Source organism: Moritella sp. (genome assembly GCF_013215705.1).
Taxonomy (GTDB): Bacteria; Pseudomonadota; Gammaproteobacteria; order Enterobacterales; family Moritellaceae; genus Moritella.
On sequence record NZ_JABSQR010000006.1, the window covers coordinates 162,923 to 188,198 of the forward strand.

General features: G+C 43.3%; 21 protein-coding genes. 11 read left to right on the forward strand and 10 right to left on the reverse strand.

Features of this window, described 5'->3' with window-relative positions:
* Positions 1 to 94 precede the first annotated feature (94 nt).
* Together HRT96_RS04015 and HRT96_RS04020 are read right to left on the reverse strand one after the other, a co-directional pair.
* A complete protein-coding gene (locus HRT96_RS04015) occupies positions 95 to 2,140 on the reverse strand; it encodes a HAMP domain-containing sensor histidine kinase (protein WP_293152561.1) in 2,046 nt (681 codons plus the stop codon).
* Positions 2,137 to 3,603 carry a sigma-54 dependent transcriptional regulator gene (locus tag HRT96_RS04020; protein WP_293152564.1) on the reverse strand — a complete coding sequence of 489 codons (1,467 nt, stop codon included), beginning with the start codon at positions 3,601 to 3,603 and terminating at the stop codon, positions 2,137 to 2,139. The genes HRT96_RS04015 and HRT96_RS04020 overlap by 4 nt, the downstream gene beginning before the upstream one ends.
* Positions 3,604 to 3,845: 242 nt before the next feature.
* On the opposite strand from HRT96_RS04020, the gene HRT96_RS04025 reads away from it, so the two are divergent.
* From HRT96_RS04025 to HRT96_RS04065, 9 genes are all read left to right on the forward strand, one after another.
* The gene (locus HRT96_RS04025) at positions 3,846 to 4,670 is read left to right on the forward strand and encodes a substrate-binding domain-containing protein (RefSeq protein ID WP_293152855.1); all 825 of its coding nucleotides are present in this window, start codon (positions 3,846 to 3,848) and stop codon (positions 4,668 to 4,670) included.
* Between the two features lie 27 nt (positions 4,671 to 4,697).
* On the forward strand, positions 4,698 to 5,399 hold the full coding sequence (locus HRT96_RS04030; RefSeq protein WP_293152567.1) for an ABC transporter permease: 702 nt from the start codon (positions 4,698 to 4,700) through the stop codon (positions 5,397 to 5,399).
* Positions 5,400 to 5,414: 15 nt separating this feature from the next.
* Positions 5,415 to 6,119 carry an energy-coupling factor ABC transporter ATP-binding protein gene (locus HRT96_RS04035; RefSeq protein ID WP_293152570.1) on the forward strand — a complete coding sequence of 235 codons (705 nt, stop codon included), beginning with the start codon at positions 5,415 to 5,417 and terminating at the stop codon, positions 6,117 to 6,119.
* Positions 6,106 to 6,693 carry a molybdenum cofactor guanylyltransferase MobA gene (mobA, locus tag HRT96_RS04040; RefSeq protein WP_293152573.1) on the forward strand — a complete coding sequence of 196 codons (588 nt, stop codon included), beginning with the start codon at positions 6,106 to 6,108 and terminating at the stop codon, positions 6,691 to 6,693. The genes HRT96_RS04035 and mobA overlap by 14 nt, the downstream gene beginning before the upstream one ends.
* 10 nt (positions 6,694 to 6,703) lie before the next feature.
* Complete coding sequence (locus tag HRT96_RS04045) at positions 6,704 to 8,572, forward strand: bifunctional molybdopterin-guanine dinucleotide biosynthesis adaptor protein MobB/molybdopterin molybdotransferase MoeA (RefSeq protein WP_293152576.1); 1,869 nt, start codon at positions 6,704 to 6,706, stop codon at positions 8,570 to 8,572.
* Positions 8,573 to 9,193: 621 nt separating this feature from the next.
* Entirely contained in the window at positions 9,194 to 10,678 is a 1,485-nt protein-coding gene (locus HRT96_RS04050; protein ID WP_293152579.1) for an ABC transporter substrate-binding protein, read from the forward strand.
* A 222-nt stretch (positions 10,679 to 10,900) separates the two neighbouring features.
* Positions 10,901 to 11,854 (forward strand): ABC transporter permease, encoded by a 954-nt coding sequence (locus HRT96_RS04055; RefSeq protein ID WP_293152582.1) that lies wholly within the window; start codon positions 10,901 to 10,903, stop codon positions 11,852 to 11,854.
* Between the two features lies 1 nt (position 11,855).
* Positions 11,856 to 12,716: an ABC transporter permease gene (locus HRT96_RS04060; RefSeq protein WP_293152585.1), complete on the forward strand. Its 861-nt coding sequence runs from the start codon at positions 11,856 to 11,858 to the stop codon at positions 12,714 to 12,716.
* Between the two features lie 10 nt (positions 12,717 to 12,726).
* On the forward strand, positions 12,727 to 14,364 hold the full coding sequence (locus HRT96_RS04065) for an ABC transporter ATP-binding protein (protein ID WP_293152588.1): 1,638 nt from the start codon (positions 12,727 to 12,729) through the stop codon (positions 14,362 to 14,364).
* Between the two features lie 83 nt (positions 14,365 to 14,447).
* On the opposite strand, the gene HRT96_RS04070 is transcribed toward HRT96_RS04065, so the two are convergent.
* The 8 genes from HRT96_RS04070 to HRT96_RS04105 form a co-directional block, all read right to left on the reverse strand.
* On the reverse strand, positions 14,448 to 15,521 hold the full coding sequence (locus tag HRT96_RS04070; protein WP_293152591.1) for a formate dehydrogenase subunit gamma: 1,074 nt from the start codon (positions 15,519 to 15,521) through the stop codon (positions 14,448 to 14,450).
* Positions 15,522 to 15,692: 171 nt separating this feature from the next.
* Positions 15,693 to 16,310: a formate dehydrogenase FDH3 subunit beta gene (gene fdh3B / locus HRT96_RS04075; protein WP_293152594.1), complete on the reverse strand. Its 618-nt coding sequence runs from the start codon at positions 16,308 to 16,310 to the stop codon at positions 15,693 to 15,695.
* A 12-nt stretch (positions 16,311 to 16,322) separates the two neighbouring features.
* Positions 16,323 to 19,178 carry a formate dehydrogenase subunit alpha gene (locus HRT96_RS04080; protein WP_293152597.1) on the reverse strand — a complete coding sequence of 952 codons (2,856 nt, stop codon included), beginning with the start codon at positions 19,176 to 19,178 and terminating at the stop codon, positions 16,323 to 16,325.
* 12 nt (positions 19,179 to 19,190) lie between these two features.
* Positions 19,191 to 19,394 carry a formate dehydrogenase subunit or accessory protein gene (locus tag HRT96_RS04085; protein ID WP_293152600.1) on the reverse strand — a complete coding sequence of 68 codons (204 nt, stop codon included), beginning with the start codon at positions 19,392 to 19,394 and terminating at the stop codon, positions 19,191 to 19,193.
* Positions 19,395 to 19,416: 22 nt separating this feature from the next.
* Positions 19,417 to 20,016, reverse strand: coding sequence for a molecular chaperone TorD family protein (locus HRT96_RS04090; protein ID WP_293152603.1), 600 nt, complete (start codon positions 20,014 to 20,016; stop codon positions 19,417 to 19,419).
* 24 nt (positions 20,017 to 20,040) lie between these two features.
* Complete coding sequence (locus HRT96_RS04095) at positions 20,041 to 21,744, reverse strand: 4Fe-4S dicluster domain-containing protein (RefSeq protein ID WP_293152606.1); 1,704 nt, start codon at positions 21,742 to 21,744, stop codon at positions 20,041 to 20,043.
* A 273-nt stretch (positions 21,745 to 22,017) separates the two neighbouring features.
* A complete protein-coding gene (locus HRT96_RS04100; protein WP_293152609.1) occupies positions 22,018 to 22,674 on the reverse strand; it encodes a DUF3306 domain-containing protein in 657 nt (218 codons plus the stop codon).
* On the reverse strand, positions 22,664 to 23,146 hold the full coding sequence (locus HRT96_RS04105) for a DUF3305 domain-containing protein (RefSeq protein WP_293152612.1): 483 nt from the start codon (positions 23,144 to 23,146) through the stop codon (positions 22,664 to 22,666). Before HRT96_RS04105 ends, HRT96_RS04100 begins: the two co-directional genes overlap by 11 nt.
* Before the next feature lie 205 nt (positions 23,147 to 23,351).
* Here HRT96_RS04105 and HRT96_RS04110 point away from each other — a divergent pair, with 205 nt between their 5' ends.
* Positions 23,352 to 24,236, forward strand: coding sequence for a formate dehydrogenase accessory sulfurtransferase FdhD (locus HRT96_RS04110; protein ID WP_293152615.1), 885 nt, complete (start codon positions 23,352 to 23,354; stop codon positions 24,234 to 24,236).
* On the forward strand, positions 24,233 to 25,147 hold the full coding sequence (locus tag HRT96_RS04115) for a helix-turn-helix transcriptional regulator (RefSeq protein WP_293152618.1): 915 nt from the start codon (positions 24,233 to 24,235) through the stop codon (positions 25,145 to 25,147). The genes HRT96_RS04110 and HRT96_RS04115 overlap by 4 nt, the downstream gene beginning before the upstream one ends.
* Positions 25,148 to 25,276: the final 129 nt, after the last annotated feature.

Genomic DNA, 25,276 nt, shown 5'->3' on the forward strand with positions numbered 1-25,276 from the left:
TTCTATTTCAGTAATATGACAGTTTTTGTAATCAACCATATAAACGGCTAAAATTATTACACTTTTAATTCAATGGCAAATAAAGCCTGACTTGCTAACACACCTCAACAGACAACAGTAAATCATTATCTACGACGGCTTTTTCGTGTAAATAAATAGAGAATGTCGAACCGAGACCCAGCTCAGATTGCACCGTTATTTTGCCGCCAACTTCGCTAATAATACTTTGGCTAACCGATAACCCTAACCCGGTACCACTACGACGAGTAGTGAAAAACGGGTCAAAAATACGGGCTAAATTATCTTCACTGATACCACAACCGTGATCACAAATATGTACCACAGCACCGATAACATTATCGTCATCATCACGCCAATCTTCAGTTTTAATCTTCAGCAGACCTTTGTCGTCCATGGCATGTACACCATTCATCTGCAAATTAACCAAGACTTGCAACAATTGGTGACGGTTCACTTCGACACAACATTTTGCATCTAATTGCGATTCAATTTGCACATCGGCAGATTTAGTGCCTGAACTAACTAAAGTTAAACTCTCTTTTACAATCAAATTTAAGTGCTGCCAAGTGATCTCGTCTTGTACCCCACCTTGACGGCTATACTGCAGTAAACTGCGAGTAATATTACGGATCCGATCTATCTGTTCGTGTATCGCCTCAAGCTCTTCAGTCACGCGTTGACTGTCTTCTCCAAGTTCGAGTTGTAACAATTCAACATTACCTAAAATAACGGCTGTTGGATTATTAATTTCATGGGCAATACCTGCGGTTAACTCACCAAGGGCAGCCAATTTTTCACTCATCACCAGCTTACTGCGTGTTTGGTTTAGCAGCTTAATATACTGTTCTAATTCTTGAGTTTTATCATGCAAGCTCTGCGTGCGACTATGTACCTTATCTTCAAGTTCCAGCGAAGCGCGTTTAATTAAATCATTACGCTGTTGCAATTGATCTAACATGGAATCAAATTGCTGACCAAAAATAGCTAATTCATGATCCTTACATAACCCCAGATCACCAATACGACGATTTAAGCCTAACGGCACTACCCTAACGACATCATGGATCTTTTCTATCGGTCTAAATAAGTCTCGAGCACCACGGTATACGAGACCACCAGACAGCAGTAATACTGCAACAATACCGATACTGAATTCCACAATATTGGTTAAGAAAGTTGCTATTAACGGCCATTCTAAATAACCGGTATACAGCATGCCAATGACATTACCGTTATAATTTCGTAGTGGTTCATACGCCGAGATATACCAATCGTCATATACAAAAGCACGACCGACCCAGTTTTCACCCGCAATCAGTACTTGTTGTTTAACCTCTTGGGAAACACGGGTACCAATTGCACGACCATTCAGCGGGTCACTATCAAGCGGGACATTGGTACTAACCCGAATATCGTCCATAAACAGTGTTACCGTGCCTATGCTATCAACGGGCAATGTGCCTGAGCTGTAAATAAGATCACGGATCCGATCAACAACCTGGGTACTATTATTGAGTAATATACCGCCATCCATGATCCATTCTAGTTTATTCTCACGGTTAAAAACTGGCAGTAAATTACGACTTACCAGTCCTCTCGATTCAAATTTCTTTTCACCTAACAATGGGATCTGAGCCGCGATAGGCAGGCTGCTATTTAACCTCTGTAACGCCTGATTATTCAGTACCTGGAAAAATGTCTGTGGTTTTTCCGTTAATAATAACTGCTGATTGATCAGTGGAAAATCATCGAAGTCTGACGCAGGATGTAATACCACAAAATCCAATGCATAGTTTTCAGCTTGGTGTTTAACCCATTCTGGCAATTTCGCTTCATCGGTACGTAACAAGCGCTGAAACTCGTACGAGGATGACAACGACGTTAATTGCATCCGCTGTTCTTTTTGCAATAACTCAATGCTGTTATGCGCCACAGTAAGATCTGATTTTACGTTTGTTAATGCGTTTTGCCATGTATACGTCACCGTCCAGTACATCGCCAGCGCAAATAAAGCAAACAGCGTGATCACTATGGGTACCGATGTAAGCACTAACAAACGGTAACGCACCATGGTTCTAAAACGTTTAATCCATAACAGTACATATTGCTTCATGTTCATAAGGCCGCTTCGTCAATCCATTCTTTATATTTACGCTCTAGCGTTTTACGGGCTACGCCAAGCTTACGCGCAGCCGCTGATTTATTCCCTTCGTGAGAATCAACCACCTGCATGATATGGGCTTTTTCGACTTCTTTTAATGTCCATGCCGTTGGATAACAATATTGCTCTTCGTCACCGCGAACCTCAGATGAGCAACGACAAGGGTTCTCTAGATTCGCTTCATCCATACGTATCTGGTCAAATGCGCTAATAGCCGCTCTTGGTAACGGCGCCGCATCACCTTGCAACTCACGCCAATATTCAGCCGGTGGCTTACCGAGCAAAATACAGCGCTCCATCATATTCCGTAATTCACGAATATTACCGGGCCAATCATATGCTTGCATCGCTTTTATATCTTCATGTGTCCAACTGACACTCTTCATGCCTAAATCATTAGATAATTTCAGCGTAAAATGGTGGGCTAATGCAGGAATATCTTCCACCCGATCACGCAAGGGCGGTAAATCTACCGTTAATACATTTAAACGATAATACAGATCTTGACGAAAACGGCCTTCTTCAACTTCCCGTTTTAAATTACGATTGGTGGCGGCAACAATACGCACATCGATCGGAATTTCACGTTCACCACCAACCGGTCTAATCGCTTTTTGCTCTAATACCCGTAATAACGACGATTGCATGGCAAGTGGCATCTCACCAATTTCATCGAGAAATAAAGTACCTCCGTTGGCAACGCGGAATAACCCTTCGCGGCTTTTTTTAGCCCCGGTAAACGCCCCCTGCATATGACCAAACAATTCACTTTCTAATAGATCAGGTGCAATCGAACCACAGTTTAATGGCACAAAAGGCCCATTACGTAAGCTCAGTTGATGTAAAGCCCGCGCTACTAATTCTTTACCGGTACCCGATTCACCTTCAATTAATACCGCGGCCTTGGATGGCGCAATCTGAGTGATCAGCTTTTTCATCGACAGGGTTTTACTGGCATCGCCAATAATATCAATCGGGAAAGTACGTTCAATGTCGCGCTGCAATGCAAAGTTTTGACGCTCGACTAAGCGCCGTTCAATACAACGACTTACCGATTGCATCATTTGTTCGAGGTTGAACGGTTTTAAAATAAAGTCTGATGCGCCAGCGCGCAAGGCTTTGATCGCGGTATCTAAATCGGCATAGCCGGTCATAAAGATCACATCACTGCGACGCGTTGCCGGATCAAATGCTTCATGCCACTCAATACCTGAACGTCCCGGTAAATTAATATCGACAATTAATAGATCAAAGTGACAACGTTTCCGGAGTTCCTCTGCTTCTTCGATACTGCCCGCAGTATCGACTTGGGCAAATTTTTTACTTAAGGCTTTTTTTAAAATAGCACGCATACCCGGTTCATCATCAACAACCAGTACCGATACCGCAGCCCAAGAGGCAGAAGAAGTAAATTCAGACATAAATAACCACCGTGATGTTTAAGTTGCGACATTTTGTCCCAGCTCGGTGATTAAAGTCAAAATGATTTCCTGGCTTTCCTGAACCCAGTTAAATTACATAATGTTTTGTTGATTTAAATCAAGTTATTGCATAAGAACAACAGGGGTTTAAACGCGGTAGGTTAGTTGGCACCTTATTTGCTTTTGCACGAGGAGACTCTTAACATCACTTCACGTCAGGAACACTTATGACTATAAAACCGATGACTGTAATACCGATGACATGTATCCAAACATTACTTGTGCTATTCGCGCTTGCAACTACTGCGGGTGCCAATGCAGCAGACGACATGACGATCCGTTTGGCCACCACCACCAGTACTTATCATTCAGGACTGCTTGATTTCTTGTTACCTGAATTCAAAAAAGACACAGGTTATACGGTTGATGTACTTGCTGCTGGTACCGGTAAATCACTGCGCATGGGGCAACATGGCGATGTAGATTTGGTCATGACTCACGCACCAAAGTCAGAAGCAAAATTTGTCGATGCTGGTTACGGTGTCCTGCCACGTCAACTCATGTATAACGATTTTGTCCTTGTTGGCCCAAAAGCCGATCCCGCAAAAATCAATGCTGGTAAAGATGTGGTGAAAGCATTAGCTGGTATCGCTTCTTACAACGCCACCTTCATTTCTCGGGGTGATGATTCCGGCACCAACAAAAAAGAACTTGGCTTATGGGCTCAAACTAACATGGAACCGAACTTTACTGGCTATAAAGCCGTCGGCCAAGGCATGGGACCAACCTTGAACATGGCATCGGAACTGCAAGCGTACACCTTAACTGACCGTGGTACTTGGCTGGCTTACCAAAATAAACTAGACCTTAAAATTGTTGTGCAAGGTGATAAGCGTTTATTTAACCCATACCAAGTGATCTTAGTTAACCCAAGCCGTTACCCTAGTATCAACTACCAAGGTGCTAAGATCTTCAGTGACTGGTTAGTCAATCCCAAAGCACAAACCATGATCAACAGTTATAAGCGTAACGGCGAGCAACTGTTTGTTGCCAATGCCAAATCGTAATTAATCCTTTAGCAACTTAGATACCTTATGGATATTTGGCAAACGACTCAAGACGCAGTACAACTTCTCTTCAGTGGAGATATGGCACTGTGGGGGATCGTCGGGGTATCATTTTCAGTGTCTTTGCTGGCAATAACGCTGGTATTAATACCAGCGTTATTGATCGCCTTTGCCCTTGCCTACGGCAAATTCCCTGGGCGTTGGTTGTTACTGTCATTATTTAATACCTGCCAGTCCATTCCAACGGTGGTCATTGGCTTATTACTTTACATGATGCTGTCTCGGGCCGGTCCACTCGGTAACTGGCAAATGCTATTTACCCAAAAGGCCATGATCTTAGGACAAATGATCGTTTGTTTTCCGATTTTAGTGTCAATGATGCACGCCGCGTTTCAAAACAGTGATCGCCGCGCATGGGAAACGGCGCTGACATTAGGGGCAAGTTTACCTCGCGCCTTGTTAAGCTTAATGTGGGAATGTCGATTCCCGCTAAATGCCGCTATTATTGCGGCATTTAGCCGAATTATTACCGAAGTTGGTTGCTCCATGATGGTCGGTGGTAATATTTTAAATTCAACCCGTAATATTCCTACCGCAATCGCCTTAGAAAGTTCAAAAGGCGCGTTTGCGCAAGGTGTTGCCCTAGGCATGGTCTTATTGATCTTGGCATTAGGACTTAATTTTTTATTATCATTCGCCCGTGGTAAAGCCCACTTGCGTACCAATTAGGCTGAGGTATAGAGCATGTCGCAAATTACAATTCAAGCAGAAGATATCTCGATCCGCTTTAAAGATCGGCTGCTTTTTCACATCCCTCACCTTAAATTCGGCCCACAAGAAGCGATTTACCTCACCGGTGCCAATGGCGTAGGTAAGACCACATTATTAAAAATATTATCCGGTTTACAACGCCCAACCACAGGTAAAGTTAACCTGCAGTGTAACAACTGGTTTACCCGCTTATTTAAAAATAATGCTAAAAATGGCGTTATCTATATGCATCAAACACCTTACATGTTTGATGCTAGCGTACTGGATAATGTCAGTTATGGTTTAAAATTCGCCATTAGAGGTCGCCAAGCACAACGAAGTGAAGCGATAACAGCCCTACGTATGGTAGGGTTAGAAACTCTCGCTAATGAACATATTTCGGTATTATCAGGTGGTGAGCGCCAACGAGTGGCAATGGCAAGAGCATGGGTACTGAAACCAAGCGTGCTATTAATGGACGAATCGAGTGCCAGCATGGATACAGAATCCATCGAGCGCCAGGTGATACTCGCTAAAGATTTACTCGAACGCGGCTCAACCTTGGTGATCACCAGCCACCAGCAAAATGCGCTTACCGCACTTTGTCGCCGTCAGTGGTGTATTAGCAATAGCAAATTAATTGAACGAGCAGATCTACAGCTCATTAAAAAAGATAAGGACCATTATGCCTTCGGCTGAACAAACAAGTTGGGTAATTTTAGCAGGCGGACAAGCCAGCCGCATGGGCGGAGATGACAAGGGCTTAGTCACATTAGCGGGCAAAGCCATGATTGAGCATGTTATCGATACGCTGTCACCACAAACCAACAAGATCGCCATTAACGCCAATCGAAATCAAGATAGCTATAGCCAATACGGCGATGTATTCGGCGATAAATTACAAGGTTATCAAGGGCCTATCGGTGGTATGCATGCGGCAATATTACATTTAAACGATGCTGAATGGATTGGCTTTGTACCCTGTGATTGTCCACAATTACCAAGCGATTTAGTCACCCGAATGGCGGCAGCTTGTGACGCCGATACCGATATTGTGGTGGCCCATGATGGCGAACATATTCAGCCAGTAGTAACGCTATTACATCGTCGCATACTTCCTAAATTAGAAGCCTTTTTAGCGAACGGTGACCGTAAGATCATTTTACTGTACCGTCAATGCAACATGCTCACTGTCGACTTTAGCGATCAACCCAATGCTTTTGTAAACTTAAATACCCCAGCAGAATTGCAACAATTTGGACAAACAAAATGAGTCTACACCTATGAGTCAAATACACGCGACACTACCTTTACTTGGCTTTGCAGCATTTAGTGGTACCGGCAAAACCACACTACTCGAAGCCATACTACCCAAGTTAGTGACGCGTGGCATTCGTGTTGCAGTGATCAAACATGCACATCATGATTTTGATATCGATCAACCAGGCAAAGACAGCCACCGCCTGCGTAAAGCGGGGGCCAGCCAGATGTTGATTTCATCCCGTTGTCGCCGCGCCTTAGTCACTGAAACACCTGATGAAGAAGCAACACTGCCGCACTTGATCGCCCAGTTAGACCAAACCCAACTCGACCTGATCCTGGTTGAAGGCTTTAAGAAGCTCAGTTTCCCTAAAATTGAATTACACCGTGCAGAAGTGGGCAAACCTTGGTTACACCCAACAGACAATAACATTATTGCTGTTGCAGCCAATGTGCCAGTTCCCGCATCGGGATCAGCACCTTTAGCAGAAAAGGCACCATTACCACAGCTCGATATTAACAACCTTGAGCAGATCACTGATTTTATTGTGCGTTTTATTCAAGGTGAGGTCAATGCGACAAAACCTGAACAACCACAAGGGTTACAATGTGGCGACTTAACACCACAAGGTATGTTATCTGTCGCAGAAGGACGGGAGCGTATTCTTGGTCATATTGTACCACTTTCGCAATCACAGACTGTTGATTTAAAAACAGCTCTGGGTCAAATTGTCGCACATGACGTACTTTCGCCAGTAAATGTGCCACAACATACAAATTCAGCAATGGATGGTTATGCGATCCGAGGTGATGATTTAGCGTGTGACAGCTATGAAGTTGTCGCCCATGTAATGGCGGGACACAGTTATAATTTACCCCTCGAAAAAGGCCAAGCAGTACGGATCATGACAGGTGCCGTAGTACCTGAATGTGCCGATACCGTTGTCATGCGCGAGCAAGCTGAGCAGACAGATACTGCTGCAAATAGTACAGTCGATAACACGGTAAATAATGCAGTAAAAAGTACGGTGCGTTTTGATCTGACAATGGCAACCATCCACCCAGGTCAGAATGTCCGTCAAGCGGGTGAAGATTTAGCATTAGGCCAAACTGCCGTCGCCGCAGGTAGCAAGATCACGGCACCAGAATTAGGTATGATAGCCTCACTAGGCATTAACCAAGTGACCGTTAAAAAGCCAGTACGTGTTGCTATTTTCTCAACTGGAGATGAAGTACAGCATCCCGGAGAAGCACAACAGAATAACTGTATTTACGATTCTAATCGTTACACCTTACATGCGATGCTAACGCAAGCGGGCTGTGAAGTGATTGATTTAGGCATTATCGAAGACAGCGAAGCCGCATTAGCATCGACATTACAGCAAGGCAGTGACCAAGCGGATTTGATCTTATCATCCGGAGGTGTTTCGGTTGGTGATGCCGATTACATCAAAACCGTGTTGGATAAACTGGGACAAATCAACTTCTGGCGCATCAACATGCGTCCGGGTCGTCCCCTCGCATTTGGCCAAATTAACGATACGCCATTCTTTGGTTTACCGGGTAATCCAGTGGCGGTAATGGTGGTATTTTTACAATTTGTAGAACCTGCGATCCGTAAACTGCAAGGCATAACCGATTGGCAGCCACAAGTATTCAATGCCATTGCCACAGAACGTTTCCGATCTCGTCCTCATCGTACTGAGTATACGCGTGGTATTTTTAGTTTTGATGCTAACGGTCGCTTAATGGTGAAAAGCACCGGGCAACAAGGCTCAGGTATCTTGCGCTCGATGAGTGAAGCAAATTGTTTAGTTGAAATATTACCTGAACAGACTAATGCAGAAATTGGTGATCTAGTTCACGTTATTCCACTACAAGGGCGTATTTAATCAATTAATTGTCGCCTGAAACGGCTAACTAATAACGCCAAGGGTTGCCTAATTAATTCACGCAGCCCTTTCATTTTCATCATGTTACGCTATGTTGAACAGCATGAATCACTTTCATTCCCCAACGCAAATAACAGCATAACCCGAGATACGGCAAATACCCCGTTTGTGATATAGTTCAAAAAATGGTACTGTCGTCGCAAGATTTAGGTATCATTCACTAAACGAACACATTAATCCCCACAGCACATAATCTTACCCGATTCCTCATGGATGAAGCCGGCAGACTTTACGCGTCATTACAACAATGGCCCGAACAGCAATCCATCACGCTTGCAGTACATTGAATGATATAACGTGATGAACACCCTGATCCGTATAGACGCATGAGTAATTTTCGTCGTCGCTTTTAAAAACCTGCAATCAAAGGACACAAATAAGCATACGAATATGACGATGAAGAGGTCGCAGATAAAAATACTGCTCATCGTATAGCGGCGACAGGTTTCATAACTCAACGGATGAAAAAGAGATAATTAAATTCTGAGTTTTATGCTCAAGATAGTAAATGGAAAATTATTTAATATAAAATTATAAAATTATAAAAAGGACAATAATTAAATGCTTTTGAAAAAATTAGTGTATGGAAGTTTATTCGTCACATGTATGCTCTCCTCAGCAGCCTATGCAGAAACACTGAAAACGCCACATCAATTAGAATGGCGAGGACAGGAATCACTTGATCCAATTTCATCAACACGCTTTTATTACCCTACCCAAATGTTATATAGCCGCCTAGTAAGACAAGATGAAACAGGCGCACCATCTCCAGAACTAGCAACCAAATGGACGGCGAATGAAACAGCCACTGAATGGACGTTTGATTTACGCGAAAATGTAAAATTTCATAATGGTCAAGTACTCACGTCTGCCGATGTTGTAGCGACAATAGACCGAATTCTTGATGTTAAACGCGATGCACCGGTCCGCTCAGTACTGTCAATAATCCAAGAAGCAAAAGCCATAAATGATTATAAAGTTCTGTTTACGCTGAATAAAGCGCATTCTGACTTCCCAATTTTATTAATGGATTATCGCGTAAAAATATTACCAGCAAAAGTTGATCAAGATAAATCTCTCGTCGGTATTGGAACGGGACCATTTAAACTTGAGAATCTTAATGTTGAAGGCACAACCAACCTTATTGCCTATAATGAATACTGGGAAGGCAAGCCGAAACTTGACGGTATTGATTTAATCGCGATTGCTGACGATTCAGCAAGAGTACAAGCCCTTCTTGCACGACAAATCGACTGGATTGGTTGGTCTGGCGTAACATCGCAACAACTGCCTTTATTTCAACATAACAGCATGTTTAAGGTCGATTCTATTGCGACCGGAGAATGGCGTGGCATTATATTTAAAAATGACGTAGCGCCATTTACCGATCCAAAAGTACGTAAAGCAATGCGCATGGTTGCTGACCGCGAAGAAATGGCCAGACTTATACTGGGTGGCGATGGCGGGGCAACTAGCTGCGACACACCAGTATGGAAAGGCGATCAATATCGCATGGAGATAGAGTGTAACCAAGATATCGAAGGCGCTAAAAAATTATTAGCCGAAGCAGGTTTTCCTGATGGTATCGATATCGATCTTTATACGAGTAACACCGATACCTACTTCCGACCTTTAGTTGAAATCTACCAACGTCAAGCCGCCAAAGCCAACATTCGTGTGCATATAAAAATGACCCCGTCTGACAGTTATTGGAATGACGTTTGGATGAAAAAATCTGCATTTACTACAGTGTGGGGCCAGCGACCAACCGATCAAATACTTAATGAAGCCTATCGTAGCGGCGCATCATGGAATGAGTCGGTTTGGAATAACACTGATTTTGATCAGCTATTAGATACAGCGCGTCTAACGTTAGACTTTGATTCCCGTAAGAAGCTGTATATCGATGCTCAAAAAATGCTATGGGAAGAAGGTGGTAGCTTAATTCCATTCCACTTGCGCAATCATCGAGTAACAATGAAAAATGTAACGATCCCTGCTGTGGACGATTTTTCAATTCGATGGGACCTCGTCACTAAAGATTAATTTATAACAATACAGTTAAATTTAAACGGCATAAAAGTAGAGTTAAAATTCTATTTTCATGCTTTTATTCGTTATAAATTTTAACTTACGTATATCTGTATTTATACCCAAGCTACTTCAATATGCAATATCAACTAACCTCCCGCAGGGCAAGTAGAAATAAGGCATCTTCGGGATGATGAAGTAGCTTGGGTATATACCTTTAATATAATAAGGACTTTCATGTTTACCATGATTTATAAACGCCTTTTCACCGCAATGTTTTCGCTTATGATTGTGGGTGTACTGGTTTTTTTTGTTACTGAATCATTACCCGGTGACTTTTGTACTAGTTATCTCGGACAAAATGCCAGCGGCACTCGATTAGAACAATGTCGCATCGACAATAATTTAAATGCCCCTTTAATTGAACGTTTTGCGCTTTGGTCCGAAAATATTGTTAATGGCAATTTGGGCACATCGTTAAAACGTCAAAAGCCCGTTAGTGACATACTTATTCCTCGATTAGAAAACACCTTAATTCTGGGTGGCATAGCAGCTTCGATAGGGATCCCAATCGCCATTCTACTTGGCTGTATCGCCGGCCTTAGAGTCAATACAAAATCAGACCACATGATCTCAATGGCTTCCCTTTTCACCATGACAGTGCCTGAATTTGTAACCGCTACCCTATTAACGCTGGTATTTAGCATCTGGCTGCCCTGGTTTCCAGCCGTGACGTTAATCGGAGACAGTGCTACGTTTTCTGAATTACTGCCTAACTTAGTATTACCAGCCATTACCCTGTCGATGGTCATGATTGCCCATATATTACGCATGGTACGCGCATGTATGATCACCGTGATGAATTCAGATTACATTAAAATGTGTCACTTAAAAGGCATGCCTTATTGGCATATCGTTTTTTATCATGCACTTCCTAATGCCCTGCTTCCGGCTATTAACATTATCGCGCTTACTATTGCCTGGCTACTTGGTGGTGTTGTTATCATTGAACAAGTATTCAACTACCCTGGTATTGGCAGTCTGATGATTGCAGCTATTTACGATAGAGACCTCCCGGTCGTTCAAGGTATCGCCATCGCTTTAGCGGTTATTTATATTTTGGTTAACCTTTGTGCAGATCTGCTAACCGGTGTTCTTAATCCCAAACTTCGCACACTGCAAGGATATTAAAATGAGTCAGATTAAATTGTTTATGGACTTTTTTAAACAACTTAGCGCAACACCATCCGCTAAAGTTGGTTTAATCTTATTCATTTCCCATATTGTATTAGCTTGTTTTGCTACCTATATCATTCCCTATGATTATGGACAAACCGACAGCTTTAATATTCTTAAGGGTCCAAGCCTCGAACACTGGTTCGGCACCGATCAATTAGGCCGAGATATCTTAAGCCGTACCATTATGGGAGGCAGAGCAGCGCTAATGATTACCTTTGCGGGTAGTTTCATCGCCATACTATGGGGCAGCTGCTTAGGCATTATTACCGGTTTTGTAGGCGGTCGTTTTGATGAAGTCGTCATGCGTTTCATCGATGCGTTATTATCAATTCCCTGGATCCTATTTTTGCTGCTGATCATCAGTGTGATCGGACAGAGCGATGCGACACTAATTTTAACCTTAGGCTTTTTCTACGGTATTGCGGTGATCAGAGTTGTTAGGGGTGCCACCCTTGACGTTATTACTCATGACTATATTTTAGCCGCACGCTTACGCGGAGAACGCACCAGCTCTATCATTCGCTATGAAATCTTGCCTAATATCATGAATGTTATCTTAGTGGATGGCGCGATGCGTTGGTCATGGATGTTACTTATTTTCAGTTCTTTATCTTTCTTAGGCTTTGGCGTTAACCCTCCTACGCCAGATTGGGGCTTGATGATCGCAGATACGCGAGGATTTATGTCTGTTGCACCTTGGGCTACCCTTGCACCGTTAATCGCTTTAAGCTCACTTATATTTTCAATCAATATTATTTCAGACGCCTTATCAAAAGTGGTTGGTCTAAATCGTGATAACAGCTCGCCAGTATAAGGAGAAAAAGATGAATCATATAATCGAAGTTTCAAATTTAAATTTGGGGTTCAACAACAAATCAGGTGATTTTTGTCATATTCTCAAAGATGTCAATCTCCAAGTTAAACCCAAAGACATTATCGGTCTGGTGGGTGAATCTGGCTCAGGAAAAAGTACCTTAGCCCTGGCTTTAATGGGATACACTAATGACGGTTGTTTTATTAAATCTGGCGCTATCCATTTTGATAATAAAGATATCGTACAGTTACCCATAGAAGCGTTAGCCGCAATCCGAGGTAGTCAGATCGCATTAATACCTCAAAATGCAGGGCAAGCATTAACGCCAACCATGAAAGTGGGTCCGCAAATACAAGAAGTGTTACAATTTCATAGTGATATTGACAAAGCAAATTATAAATCTAGAGTCATTGAGCTATTAAACGATGTTAAATTACCGGATCCAGAACAAATATTCTCACGTTACCCACACCAACTGTCAGGCGGTCAACAACAACGCGTAGCAATTGCGATGGCGTTAGCGGTCAAACCTGAGCTACTCATTTTAGATGAACCAACCACAGGCCTTGATGCGACCACTCAGGTCCATATTCTGGATTTATTAAAAGCATTAATCCATAAACATAACGTGGCGATGGTTTTTGTAAGTCATGATTTTGGTGCGGTTTCTCGACTGTGTAATAAAGTATGTGTGATGTACAAAGGCGAGATAGTAGAGCACGGTGACATTAAAAAAGTTTTATTAGAACCTGAACATAGCTACACCCAAGCGTTATTAAAAGCAGTACCGGTTATTGGTAAAAACCAAAAAAACGCCCTGCCAGTAACGCCGCAAGATGAGGTGCAAAAAGAAACCAGCATCTCGTTAAATGATCTGAAAATATCCTATCACCGTAACACGTTATGGCAATCAATAACCCGACAAGCAGAGCCTGAAGCCACCGTCGACAATATCAATTTAACGTTAAAGAAAGGTGAAACACTGGCCTTGATTGGTGAGTCTGGTAGTGGTAAATCGACGATTCTTAAAACCATTGCAGGATTAAACAAAGCCAACGGTGGTAAAATAATCTTTAATGGAAAACCATTAGAGATCCTGGAAAAACGGACCAAAGAACAGAAAAAACAAATCCAAATGATATTTCAAAATCCGGATGCTTCGTTAAATCCCAAGCAAACTATTTTGCAGATTTTATCTAAGCCATTACAACTCTATTTTAATATGAATAGCGCTCAATGCCATGAAAGAGCAAAAGAATTATTGATACAAGTTCACCTCAATCCAGACTATCTGTATCGCAACCCAACCATGCTGTCAGGTGGTGAAAAACAACGAGTGGCAATAGCAAGAGCCTTTGCGTCCGAGCCCGAGTTATTACTTTGTGATGAGATAACCTCCGCCTTAGATGTAACCGTGCAAGCTACCGTATTGACATTACTCAAAGAGCTGCAACTAAAATTTAATACCAGTTATATTTTTATCGCCCATGATTTAGCGATTGTCGAGTCGATTGCAGATCAAATTGCCATACTGAACAAAGGTCGAATTTGTGAAGTCGGTGAAACCAAGTCAGTATTTGCTAATCCGAGCCACCCATACACAAAAACCTTATTAAACTCAGTTCTAAAACCAGAAATAAATATGTGATCTGAACGAAGAACAGCTTAACGTGTTCTCCTCCTAAATCAGCAGGCTGGTTTAGAAGGAGAATACCTCATTAAGCGCTAGACTTAATGCTCAGTTTTAGTGTTTTTTTTGCATTCTGGATCCGTGACAACTGCAGTTTCCGATTGATTCTCTGGTAAGTCTTTTACTTTTTCATACCAAATATCATGGTGCTCTTTGGCCCATGTTTCATCAACTTCGCCTGTCACCATACCTTCTAATGATGCTTCAATCCCCACTAAGCCCACATAGATATGAAATACAAAACCACAAATCAGTACCAGTGATGCCAGCATATGCACTAAATTAGATAGTTCCATATCGCGACGGGTTTGTTCAAACATAGGAAAATCAAGGATAAAGCCACTAAATATAATAAACACACCACAAAATATCAGTAACCAAAACAGCGCTTTTTCACCACCATTAGAGAAGTCAGCTGATGGATGCGTGCCCTTGTGTTTACCGACCATACCGCCCATTTTCATGAACCAGTTAATATCGACCTTGGTAAACAAACTCTTACGCCACCACTTAATCATCACCGTAAACAGTAAGATCGCAAATAATGGCCCGACATAGTTGTGGAACTGTTTCGCGCCATAAATAATCATCGCCCAAATATCGCGGGAGATCACCGGTTTCAGAAAATGCTTGCCATAAACCAACATTAAGCCCGTAAACGCCAAGCTTAAAAAGGTAAACGCCATACTCCAATGCAATGTACGATCGACCAGACTCCAGCGCTGGATCTTACGACCCGTTCTCGCTTTACTTAGTCTTAATGGGCCGATGGTGAAGTACGCTAATACCACTAAACCAATGCTGCCAAAGATAGCGAGTGCACCTAATGGTGACATCCATTTCTCTTTCAGAATAAACCAAGCTTGCCCCGGTACACTGACCAATACCCCGTGTTCGGGTGATTTTGATGTGGTGTAGCCTGCTTGACCATCTCGTACTGCACGCCAATAATCAGCGCCAGCAAAACCAGCAAGCTCACCTTTTACTGCTGATTCACCGAAACGCTCACTGCGAGTCTTGTTATCTGCTGTTTCACTAGCAAATGCTGACAAGGTAACGCTCAGCATTAATACACTCACTAACAGAGTGAACCAACGTTGAATTCGCTTAGTCATTAAATCTCCTCACTGTATCTAAACAACAGCGCTAATAGGGAGCAGCTTTATCGCCAAAGTCGCTCACCCATGTTTATGTTAGTTATTACAATTATCCGTTAATTCTGTGCCCATTAACGATGAGGGAACACAGACTTTATACATGGCTAATCACTTAGCCATGCATAAAAATTAACTGCTTTGGGGTTTACTTGCATCATAAGCAAGGTCGTCAGTGCTTGCCCAGCCCGCGTTTTTCGCACCGCGTGCAACAACACGTTCAGCATAAATATCAGAGATTTTTGCAGCGTCACCAGCAAGCAATGCTTTAGTCGAACAAAGCGATGCACACATAGGTAATTTACCTTCTGCAATACGGTTCGAGCCGTATTTTTTCTTCTCTTCTGCAGAACCAGGTTCTACACCCGGTCCACCAGCACAGAAGGTACATTTGTCCATCTTGCCACGTTCAGCAAAGGCATCTTGTTTCGGGAATTGCGGTGCGCCAAACGGGCAGGCAAACAAGCAATAACCACAACCGATACACAGGTCTTTGTCGTGTCGCACAATGCCATCTTCAGTACGTTCAAAACAATCCGCAGGACAAACCGCCATACACGGTGCATCAGTGCAATGCATACAGGCCACAGAGATTGAGCTTTCTCCCGGCTCACCGTCGTTTAAGGTAACGACGCGGCGGCGTTGGATACCCCATTGTAGTGCATCATCATTTTCATTCTTACATGCGGTGACACAACCATTGCATTCAATACAACGTTTCGAGTCACACAAAAATTTCATACTCGCCATTAGAATGACTCCTTACGCTTTAGATATTTTACAGAGGGTTACTTTGGTTTCCTGCATTTGTGTCACCGGATCATAACCATAGGTTGTGGCAATGTTCGCTGATTCACCCGATACATACGGCGTAGAGCCTGCTGGGTAGTTGCCCCGTAAATCTTCACCTTGGAAATAACCACCAAAGTGGAACGGCAGAAATGCTAGTCCCGGTTTCACCCGACGGGTAACCATGGCTTTTACATGGATACGGCCTTTTTCAGCACCTTCAACCCACACCATGTCACCATCACGGAAACCTAAATCGTTGGCATCTTTCGGATTTACTTCAACAAACATTTCTTGTTGTAGTTCTGCTAACCATGGGTTGGAACGGGTTTCATCACCACCGCCTTCATACTCAACCAAACGCCCAGAAGTAAGCACGATCGGGTATTCACCTGATACATCTTTATCTTGAATTGATTTGTATAAGGTTGGCAGACGGAACATCGCTTCACTGTCATTCCACGTTGGGTAATCAGCCACAAGATCACGACGCGGTGTGTATAACGGTTCACGATGAAGCGGCACTGCATCTGGGAATGTCCATACCACTGCACGCGCTTTCGCGTTACCGTAAGGGATACAACCGTGTTTAATTGCCACACGTTGAATACCGCCAGATACGTCAGTTTTCCAGTTTTTACCTGTTGCTTTCACTTTTTCGTCAGCCGTCAGTTCGTCCCACCAGCCAAGTTGCTTAAGCAGTTTGTCACTGAACTCTGGGAAACCACTCTCTAACTCACAATCTTTTGAATAACTGTCGACTGCTAATAAGCTTTCGCCATTACGTTCAACACCAAAACGTGCACGGAAGTTACCGCCACCTAATGCAACAGGCTTCGATGTATCATAAAGAATATGGGTACCCGGGTGTTTCATCTCTGGCGTACCCCAACATGGCCAAGGCAGACCGTAAGTCTCACCGTGAGCAACACCACCTTCAGCTTCTAACGTGGTTTTGTGGAATGTATGCCAGTTTTTCTGATGGGCTTTTAGACGTTCAGGACTTTGACCTGTGTAGCCAATGGTCCACATCCCCTTGTTGTATTCGCGGGTGATGTCTTCAATCACTGGTTGGTTGTTCTTCACCTCAATATGCTTGAACAATTGCTCCGCTAAACCAAGCTTCTTAGCGAGTAAATACATGATCTCGTGATCAGGTTTAGACTCAAACAGCGGCTCAATGACCTTATCACGCCATTGAATTGAACGGTTTGTTGCCGTAACTGAACCCGTGGTTTCAAACTGCGTCGTAGCAGGTAATAGATACACATTATCGGTACGTCCATTCATCACAGCAGCAACACCTGGATACGGATCAACAATTACCATCATGTCCAGTTTGCCCATCGCCGTGCGCATTTCAGGACCACGGGTTTGTGAGTTAACCGCATGACCCCAATAGAACATGGCGCGGATATTATCGTTCTGCTCGATGTTGTCTTTATTTTCTAATACCCCATCAATCCAACGAGATACCGGAATACCCGCATGGTTCATTGGTTTTTTACCCCGGTAAGCATTTTGATCAAAGCGGCCTTTTAGCCACTCATAATCAACATCCCATACCCCTGCCCAATGCTGCCAAGCACCTTCAGAAAGACCGTAATAACCCGGTAAGTTATCTGCTAATACACCAAAGTCAGTCGCACCCTGTACGTTATCGTGACCACGGAAAATATTGGCACCACCTCCCGATTTGCCTATGTTGCCTAATGCCAGTTCCAGGATACAATAAGCACGGGTATTGTTATTACCTGTGGTATGTTGAGTCCCCCCCATACACCAGACTACACAACCGGGACGGTGTTCAGACAGCAGTTTCGCGGTTTCATAAACATCGGCTTCAGCTACGCCAGATACGCGTTCGACTTCTGCAGGTGTCCATTTAGCGACTTCAGCACGCACGTCTTCCATGCCGTAAACACGTTGGCGAATAAACTCTTTATCTTCCCAACCATTTTTAAATACGTGGTATAACACTCCCCAAACAAAAGCAACGTCAGACCCCGGGCGTAAAGACACATAGTGATCTGCTTTTGCCGCGGTACGGGTACGACGTGGATCAGCAACAATAATTTTACAGTTGTTTTTTTCTTTGGCGATAAGGATATGCTGCATAGCAACAGGATGAGCTTCTGCAGGATTAGAGCCAATAAACAAGATTGACTTACAGTTCTGCATATCATTTAGCGAATTGGTCATCGCCCCATAACCCCAAGTATTTGCGACACCAGCTACGGTTGTAGAATGACAAATACGCGCTTGGTGATCGACATTATTGGTGCCCCACATCGAGACCATTTTACGAAACAAATACGCTTGTTCATTGTTATGTTTTGCCGAACCTAACCAATAAACAGAATCAGGACCGGATTCTTCACGGATCTTAAGTACTTGCTGGCTGACTTCTTCAAGTGCTGTTTCCCAGCTCATTTTTATCCATTTACCGTTAACCAGTTTCATTGGATATTTAAGACGTTTCGCACCATGACCGTGTTCACGTAATGCAGCACCTTTTGCACAGTGACCACCCGCATTAAACGGGTGATCAAATGCAGGTTCTTGGCCTGTCCATACCCCTTCTTGTACTTCGGCATAAATACCACAGCCCACTGAACAGTGAGAACAAATCGTACGTTTGATTTCAACAGGTGATTCTGGATCAACAGATTTCGCTTCGGCTTTTTTCATCATGCCCGGTGCAAACATGCCAACACCGACTACACCACCAACGGCAGCAATTGAAGAGTTACGCATAAACGAACGGCGCGAAATACCCAGTTGTTTTTCGTCCTTGTTGACCGTATCGGAACGTTTAGTTAATTTCATTTAGAGCTCCGCTTATAGAGAATCGTAGTAATCACGAATGTGTTGAGTTTCATGGTAACCTGTTGTCTGTTCTTGCTTAGTGTTCATATCTTGCGTGTCGTTCGATGCACACGCAGAGGTCGATACACCTGTTGCTATCACACCAGCAGTGACACCTAAACCAATATTCTTTAACAATTGGCGGCGGTTTTCATCCGGCTTATTTTGTTTACTCATCCAGTTTGATCCTCTATCGTTATTATTTTTTTATGTCGATAAAACGTACTTTTTCAATGCTTAAAAATTGCAAAGCTAGCTCGGCAACGGCGCTATAAAACACCGCGTTTTTCGCTACCTTTAAATCCTGACAAAAACGCTCAAACCAAGTATCGAGATGACGATTAAAAAATTCGGCTTGTACTTTGTGATTACTTTCTGCGGCTAACATCGTCATAACTTCGAGCAATGCCGCAATATGATCTTCCGGTTCTTTCACGTCTTCATCGCGTTGAAAACCCAGCTTTTTCAAATCATGACGTAAATGTGCTAATGGCATTTCCATTAACGAACCAGTGAGATACCAGGAACAAAACGGCACGATCTCACCATGACCAATACCAATAAATAGATCTTGGTATTCATCTTCAACCGCGGTTAATAAGGTCTTTTGTGACGCGAGTTTTAATAACGGCCAAGCCGCTGACATACCCGTGGTTTGAATGAGTTCGTTCGGTGTATCCACATCTAAATTAGCTAACCAATCAATAACGTCAGCATCGGGGGCTTTACGTAATAGATGAGCAAGTAAACTATAAATATCAATACGTAATCTTGTTTCTTCAGCAGCTGGCTGTGACATTTTTTGTGTTTCCATCATTTCGTTTTACACTCGTAACTGACTGGTTGGATCATCAGCCATGTCAGAAAAAATATCGCGTACACGACAATCTTCACACATAGATAAACGGCGAATAGCATCACCCTGAAATTGGGAATGACCTTGTAATTTCTCGGTCAGCATTTTAATCATCGACGCTGGCGCAAACGCTTTACCACAACTTAAACAACAGGCAGGCTCTTCTTCATGGATCATCACGGTACTTTGGCGGCTTTCTACATCCCAATTAACACCCGGTTTAAGACTAATCACTTGCTCTGGGCAGGCTTTTTCACATAAGCCACATTGCACGCAATCTTGCTCTCTAAACTGCAAACCGGGGCGTCCACCAACAGCATGTAATGCACGGGTTGGACATACCGCCACACAGCCCATACATAGCGTGCAATCATCGGTCTTACATTCAACGCTACCGTAAGGTGCATTTTCAGGTACGCTAGATACTGTTGGTCTAACTGTGCTTTGCGCATGCAATCTATCTAATGCACTAAACAGTTTTTCACGCTTTGTCCCTGATAATTGCTCGGCCAATACACCGCTATCCATCACAGCGATCTTGTTATCTGTAACAGGCAACAAAGATGCAGGGAACGCCACAAATTCAGCCGCGGAGCTAAGTTCAAACAAGCAAATTCGATCTGCTTCAAAACCAAGTTCAGTTAAGAAGTTATTGGCAATGGCTAACTCATCTTTTAACACGCGATCAATTGTCGCAGGCATATAAGCGATATTGGTGGCTAACAGTACTTGATGCGCACCATAAATCAGCGCACTAAACCAGGTATCCACACCAACAGTGGCTAACTCTTCCAGTGCAATCGGGATCACATTCGATGGTAATGACGGTAATTGTGCTGCAACGTTTTCTTCATCACGGTTACCAAAGAATAAGATCGTCGGTTTAACACCACCCGCCATTTGATAACTGTTTAACAAACGGTAAATGAAGTTCTGGGTTTTCTCTGGATCTGGTAATGCATACGTGATCGCTTCTGTCGGACAAGCCGTTGCACAAGTACCAACCCCCTGACATAAGAACGGGTTAATCTCGATCGCATGACCATTACTTGATAACGCCCCGGCAGGACACGCATCAACACAACGCGTACAACCGCTCACACCACGGGAAGAATGCGCACAAATATCATTGTTTAAACGGAAATATTTTGGTTTATCAAACATACCAAGCATGTCCGGTAAGGTTTCAATCACATCTGCAATCGCCGTTTTACCGCTGCCAACAGGGTAATAACCCGGTGCCGGGATCTCGGTATTGATGATGCTCTCGACGCTCATATCAACCACTAAATCAAAGCTGTCACCACCAATCGTGACTTCCGCGAGGTTGGTATAGGTATTCAGCAAGCGACCCGCTACACGACAGTTGACTTCGAACGCGCCAAGGTAGCCTTTGATCGTGACGTCATGACTAAAAAACACCTTGGTATCTAGGCCCACTGACACTGTCTCAGCTGCTGATGTTGCCAATAGTGTCACCGAGTTAAGCGTGGCAAATTGCGGCGCTAATGCCGTGATCGTATCGTATGCACCAACGATCAATAAATTCCCTCGGCTCTCATAAGAAACCGTTGGTGGGATCAAGTTCGATAATTCAACCGTACCAGCGATTGCACTTAAGCGTGCTTGACCATTGCTATCTGTAAATGTTTCTAGAATACTTTTTAACATTGCTATTCCTGTATACTCGTCACCGCTAAAATTGGTGTCGATTAAACTGCGAGTTGAGTGCCCGCTGCTCTTTCTGCCGTACGATTTTTACCGTACTTTATGCTGTAGCTAATAGAGCAATAACCGAACCAACTTTTAACGGAAAAAAATGACCTATAAAGAGCTAAAGTCAGATAAGGACCGTTGAGGTATTTCCAACTGAGACATTTTGTCGCTACAAATGATCACACCTGTATCAAATTGTCCCGATGAAAAAAAGGGTTATTAGTCCCTTTATGTCTCACCTTGCTGAATAGTCTTGTGATGTGGCTCATCGCAGCCTAGCGATAATTTGAAATCTTCCGTGACGGGTTCAACTGTTTCATCTTCAACAGCTGACATTTCTGCTTCTTCTGTTTGTTCAATACTGGGGGCTTCTGCTCTATCCGTTTCCGACACTCGATCCGTTTCTTGCTCAGGTTCTTCTAATACCGCCTTAACCCAACCACGTAGCTGCTTGGCGATACTATCGTCGAGTTTAGGAATGTTCGAAAAATCTTCAGTATGATCGTCCATAGCACTGATATAATTGAATTCATCGGAATGAAATAATTTAGCCAGCGCGGCTTTTTTTACGGACTTATTAACCCCCTGCTTTAGAAATGAAGCAACGCCGCTGTCAAATGTTACGCAGTCTGCATCAGCAATTGTTAATACGTCATCACTGCTTTTATCTGCAATAGCGGTCTGCTTATCGACAACGTCATACGTCACTTCATCCGGTATAACTGTTTGATTTAGTTGTGCGTTAGCATCATCAACCGGCTCCACAACTTGCTCAAATCCGGCTAACTCTGTAACGGCTGCATTCGTTACCGATGACGTTGCCACAGCCTTGTTTTTAGCCGTCAGAGAGCGGCTAGACCAACGTTGAAAAAAGTTAGTTGCCACTTGAACGTCCTTTTTTATCTTTATAACATTTCTTTTTAAATTCAATCAGTTCGCCATGACGACCAATGAATGCTTCCATCCAAGCTTGCACGGGTAAGGGCATCTGAATATGTAACACTTGATAGTCGCCATCCATGTAACTGCTGGCGACACTTTGCGCGACAGTGATAAGTAACGGCGATAACTGCTCATCACTTTCTTCACAAACAATAAACAGATGCGGGTCTTGTGAGCTGAGGTTGAAACGATAATCAGTGCGTTCATCGCGATATAACGTTAATACACGTTCATAACAAATACCGATGCTGGGGTCTTCTTGCGTGCGGTTATGGTCATATAATTCGACATTATCAATACACCAAGACAGCGTCGTCCAACGTCCAATTTGCTTTTCTTCAGAGCGAAGACGAAACCTGATTGGCCAACTTGATTCGTCTTTTTCTAAGCGCTTATGTTCATCAATTTGTTGCACACATGCTCCTTTATTTTCTTTTTATAATTATTTAGTATTTGTATAATTTCTTCTATAACGCCCCCTACTCAGCAAAATTTAGACCAAGTCCAAAATAAGTGACAAATAAAAGGGTTGTACCCAAGTTACTTCAAGATGCTTGGGTACAAGTTGGAATGAACTTTGCTTACCTCTTGATAGATATATAAACCAGCAGGACTTTCGGATGCCGCAATTACCAAAAATAATTAGAACTAATTCTTCAGTTGAGCACACCATGACCGTCGACATCATGGATGAATATGGCGATACCATGACCAAAGAGATCGCGTGTGAACATCCGTTAACGATTTATTTAAACTGGGTAGAAATCGTCACTGTGATGACGCTCGGTGTCCGCCCTGCCGACCTCGTGCTTGGATATTTAAAAAACCAAGGTTTCATTGAAGACATTACCGCGATTGAATCAGTGATTATTGATTGGGATACAAATTCTGCAGCCGTGATCACCCGTGAAAGTACCGATGGTTTAGCAGATAAGTTATCGAAAAAAACCGTTACCTCTGGCTGTGGTCAGGGCACCATGTTTGGCAACGTAATGAAAAAATTAGAAGGTATCACACTGCCACAACCTAAACTGCGCCAGTCAAAGCTGTATGCTTTGTTAGAGGCATTAACTCACCACAACGCCACTTATAAAGCGGCCGGTGCAGTCCATGGCTGTGCTGTGTGTAAAGACACCACGATTTTATCGTTTGTCGAAGATGTAGGTCGTCACAATGCCGTTGATACCTTGGCTGGAGAGATGTGGTTAAAAGGTCAAACAGGTGACGATAAGATCTTTTATACTACAGGCCGCCTCACGTCTGAGATGGTGATCAAAGTAGCGCAAATGGGTATTCCGGTATTACTATCTCGCTCGGGTGCTACACAAATGGGTTACGACTTAGCAAAGCAACTCGGGATCACCATGATTGCCCGTGCCAAAGGCAATCGCTTCCAAGTGTATAATGGCATGACAAACTTGATCTTGGATGTAAAAGGCCCTGACGCAGAAGCGCTAGCACAAGAACAAGAACAACCATCAACGCTAACCGGTAACAGTGCATGAGCGAACACTTCCCTGCGTTTATGAATGTAAAGCAAGTCGCTGAGTATTTAGACCTGAATGAAAAAAAGGTCTATAGTCTGGCTAACGATGGCAATTTACCTGCAACGAAAGTAACAGGTAAATGGTTATTTCCCAAAGCAATGCTGGATAAATGGCTACTGGAATCTTGTCATAACGGCGTACTCAATGACCGCTTACTCATCGCTGGTTCTGATGATCCACTGCTACAACTGGTCGTGGGAAAGATGGCGCAAAAGCTTGGCAGCACCGCACTGGTTGGTTACACCTCAACAGGCACTCGCCAAGGTTTGGCCATGCTCAGTAAAGGACATGTGGACATTTGTGCGATCCATTGGGGTAATGCAGAAGAAGCAGGCTTACGGCATCCGGCATTATTACAGCAATATCCAGGGCATAAAAACTGGGTGCTGATCCACGCCTTTGAACGTCAGCAAGGTTTAGTCGTCAGTAAAGAGTTAGCCGATTTAGTCAATTCACGTTCGTTAAATCCACAAGAGTTATTGGCTTCACGTTGGCGTTGGGCATTACGTCAAGAAGGCGCTGGTAGTATGCGCGCCTTAGGCGAGTGGTTACACAATCATGCTTACACGGTCGATATGCTTACCGCAGCGGAAACTTGTCACAGTGAACGAGAATTAGCATCTTGCATTGCCCGTGGAGAAGCGGATGTGGGCTGCGCGAGTCAAAGCACAGCAGGCGAATTTGGTTTAGGATTTATTCCTATAAGTACCGAAGCATTTGAATTGGTGATCCCGAAAAATATCTACTTCCGCACCTTGCAGCAACAATTACTACAGTCGCTATCAGCTAGGCAGATCCAAGCCAAAGGCGAGCAATTGGGTGGTTATAACTTTAGCCGCACCGGTCAGCAAGTGTGGAGTGCTAGTTAATACACCCGGTATTGCTGGGTAGATAATACAAGATATTAAAATAACAAGCAGAATAAACATGTAAAAAAGCCCAGACATCAATACTGATATCTGGGCTTAATTACATTACCTTACTGGAGTTCTTTAACT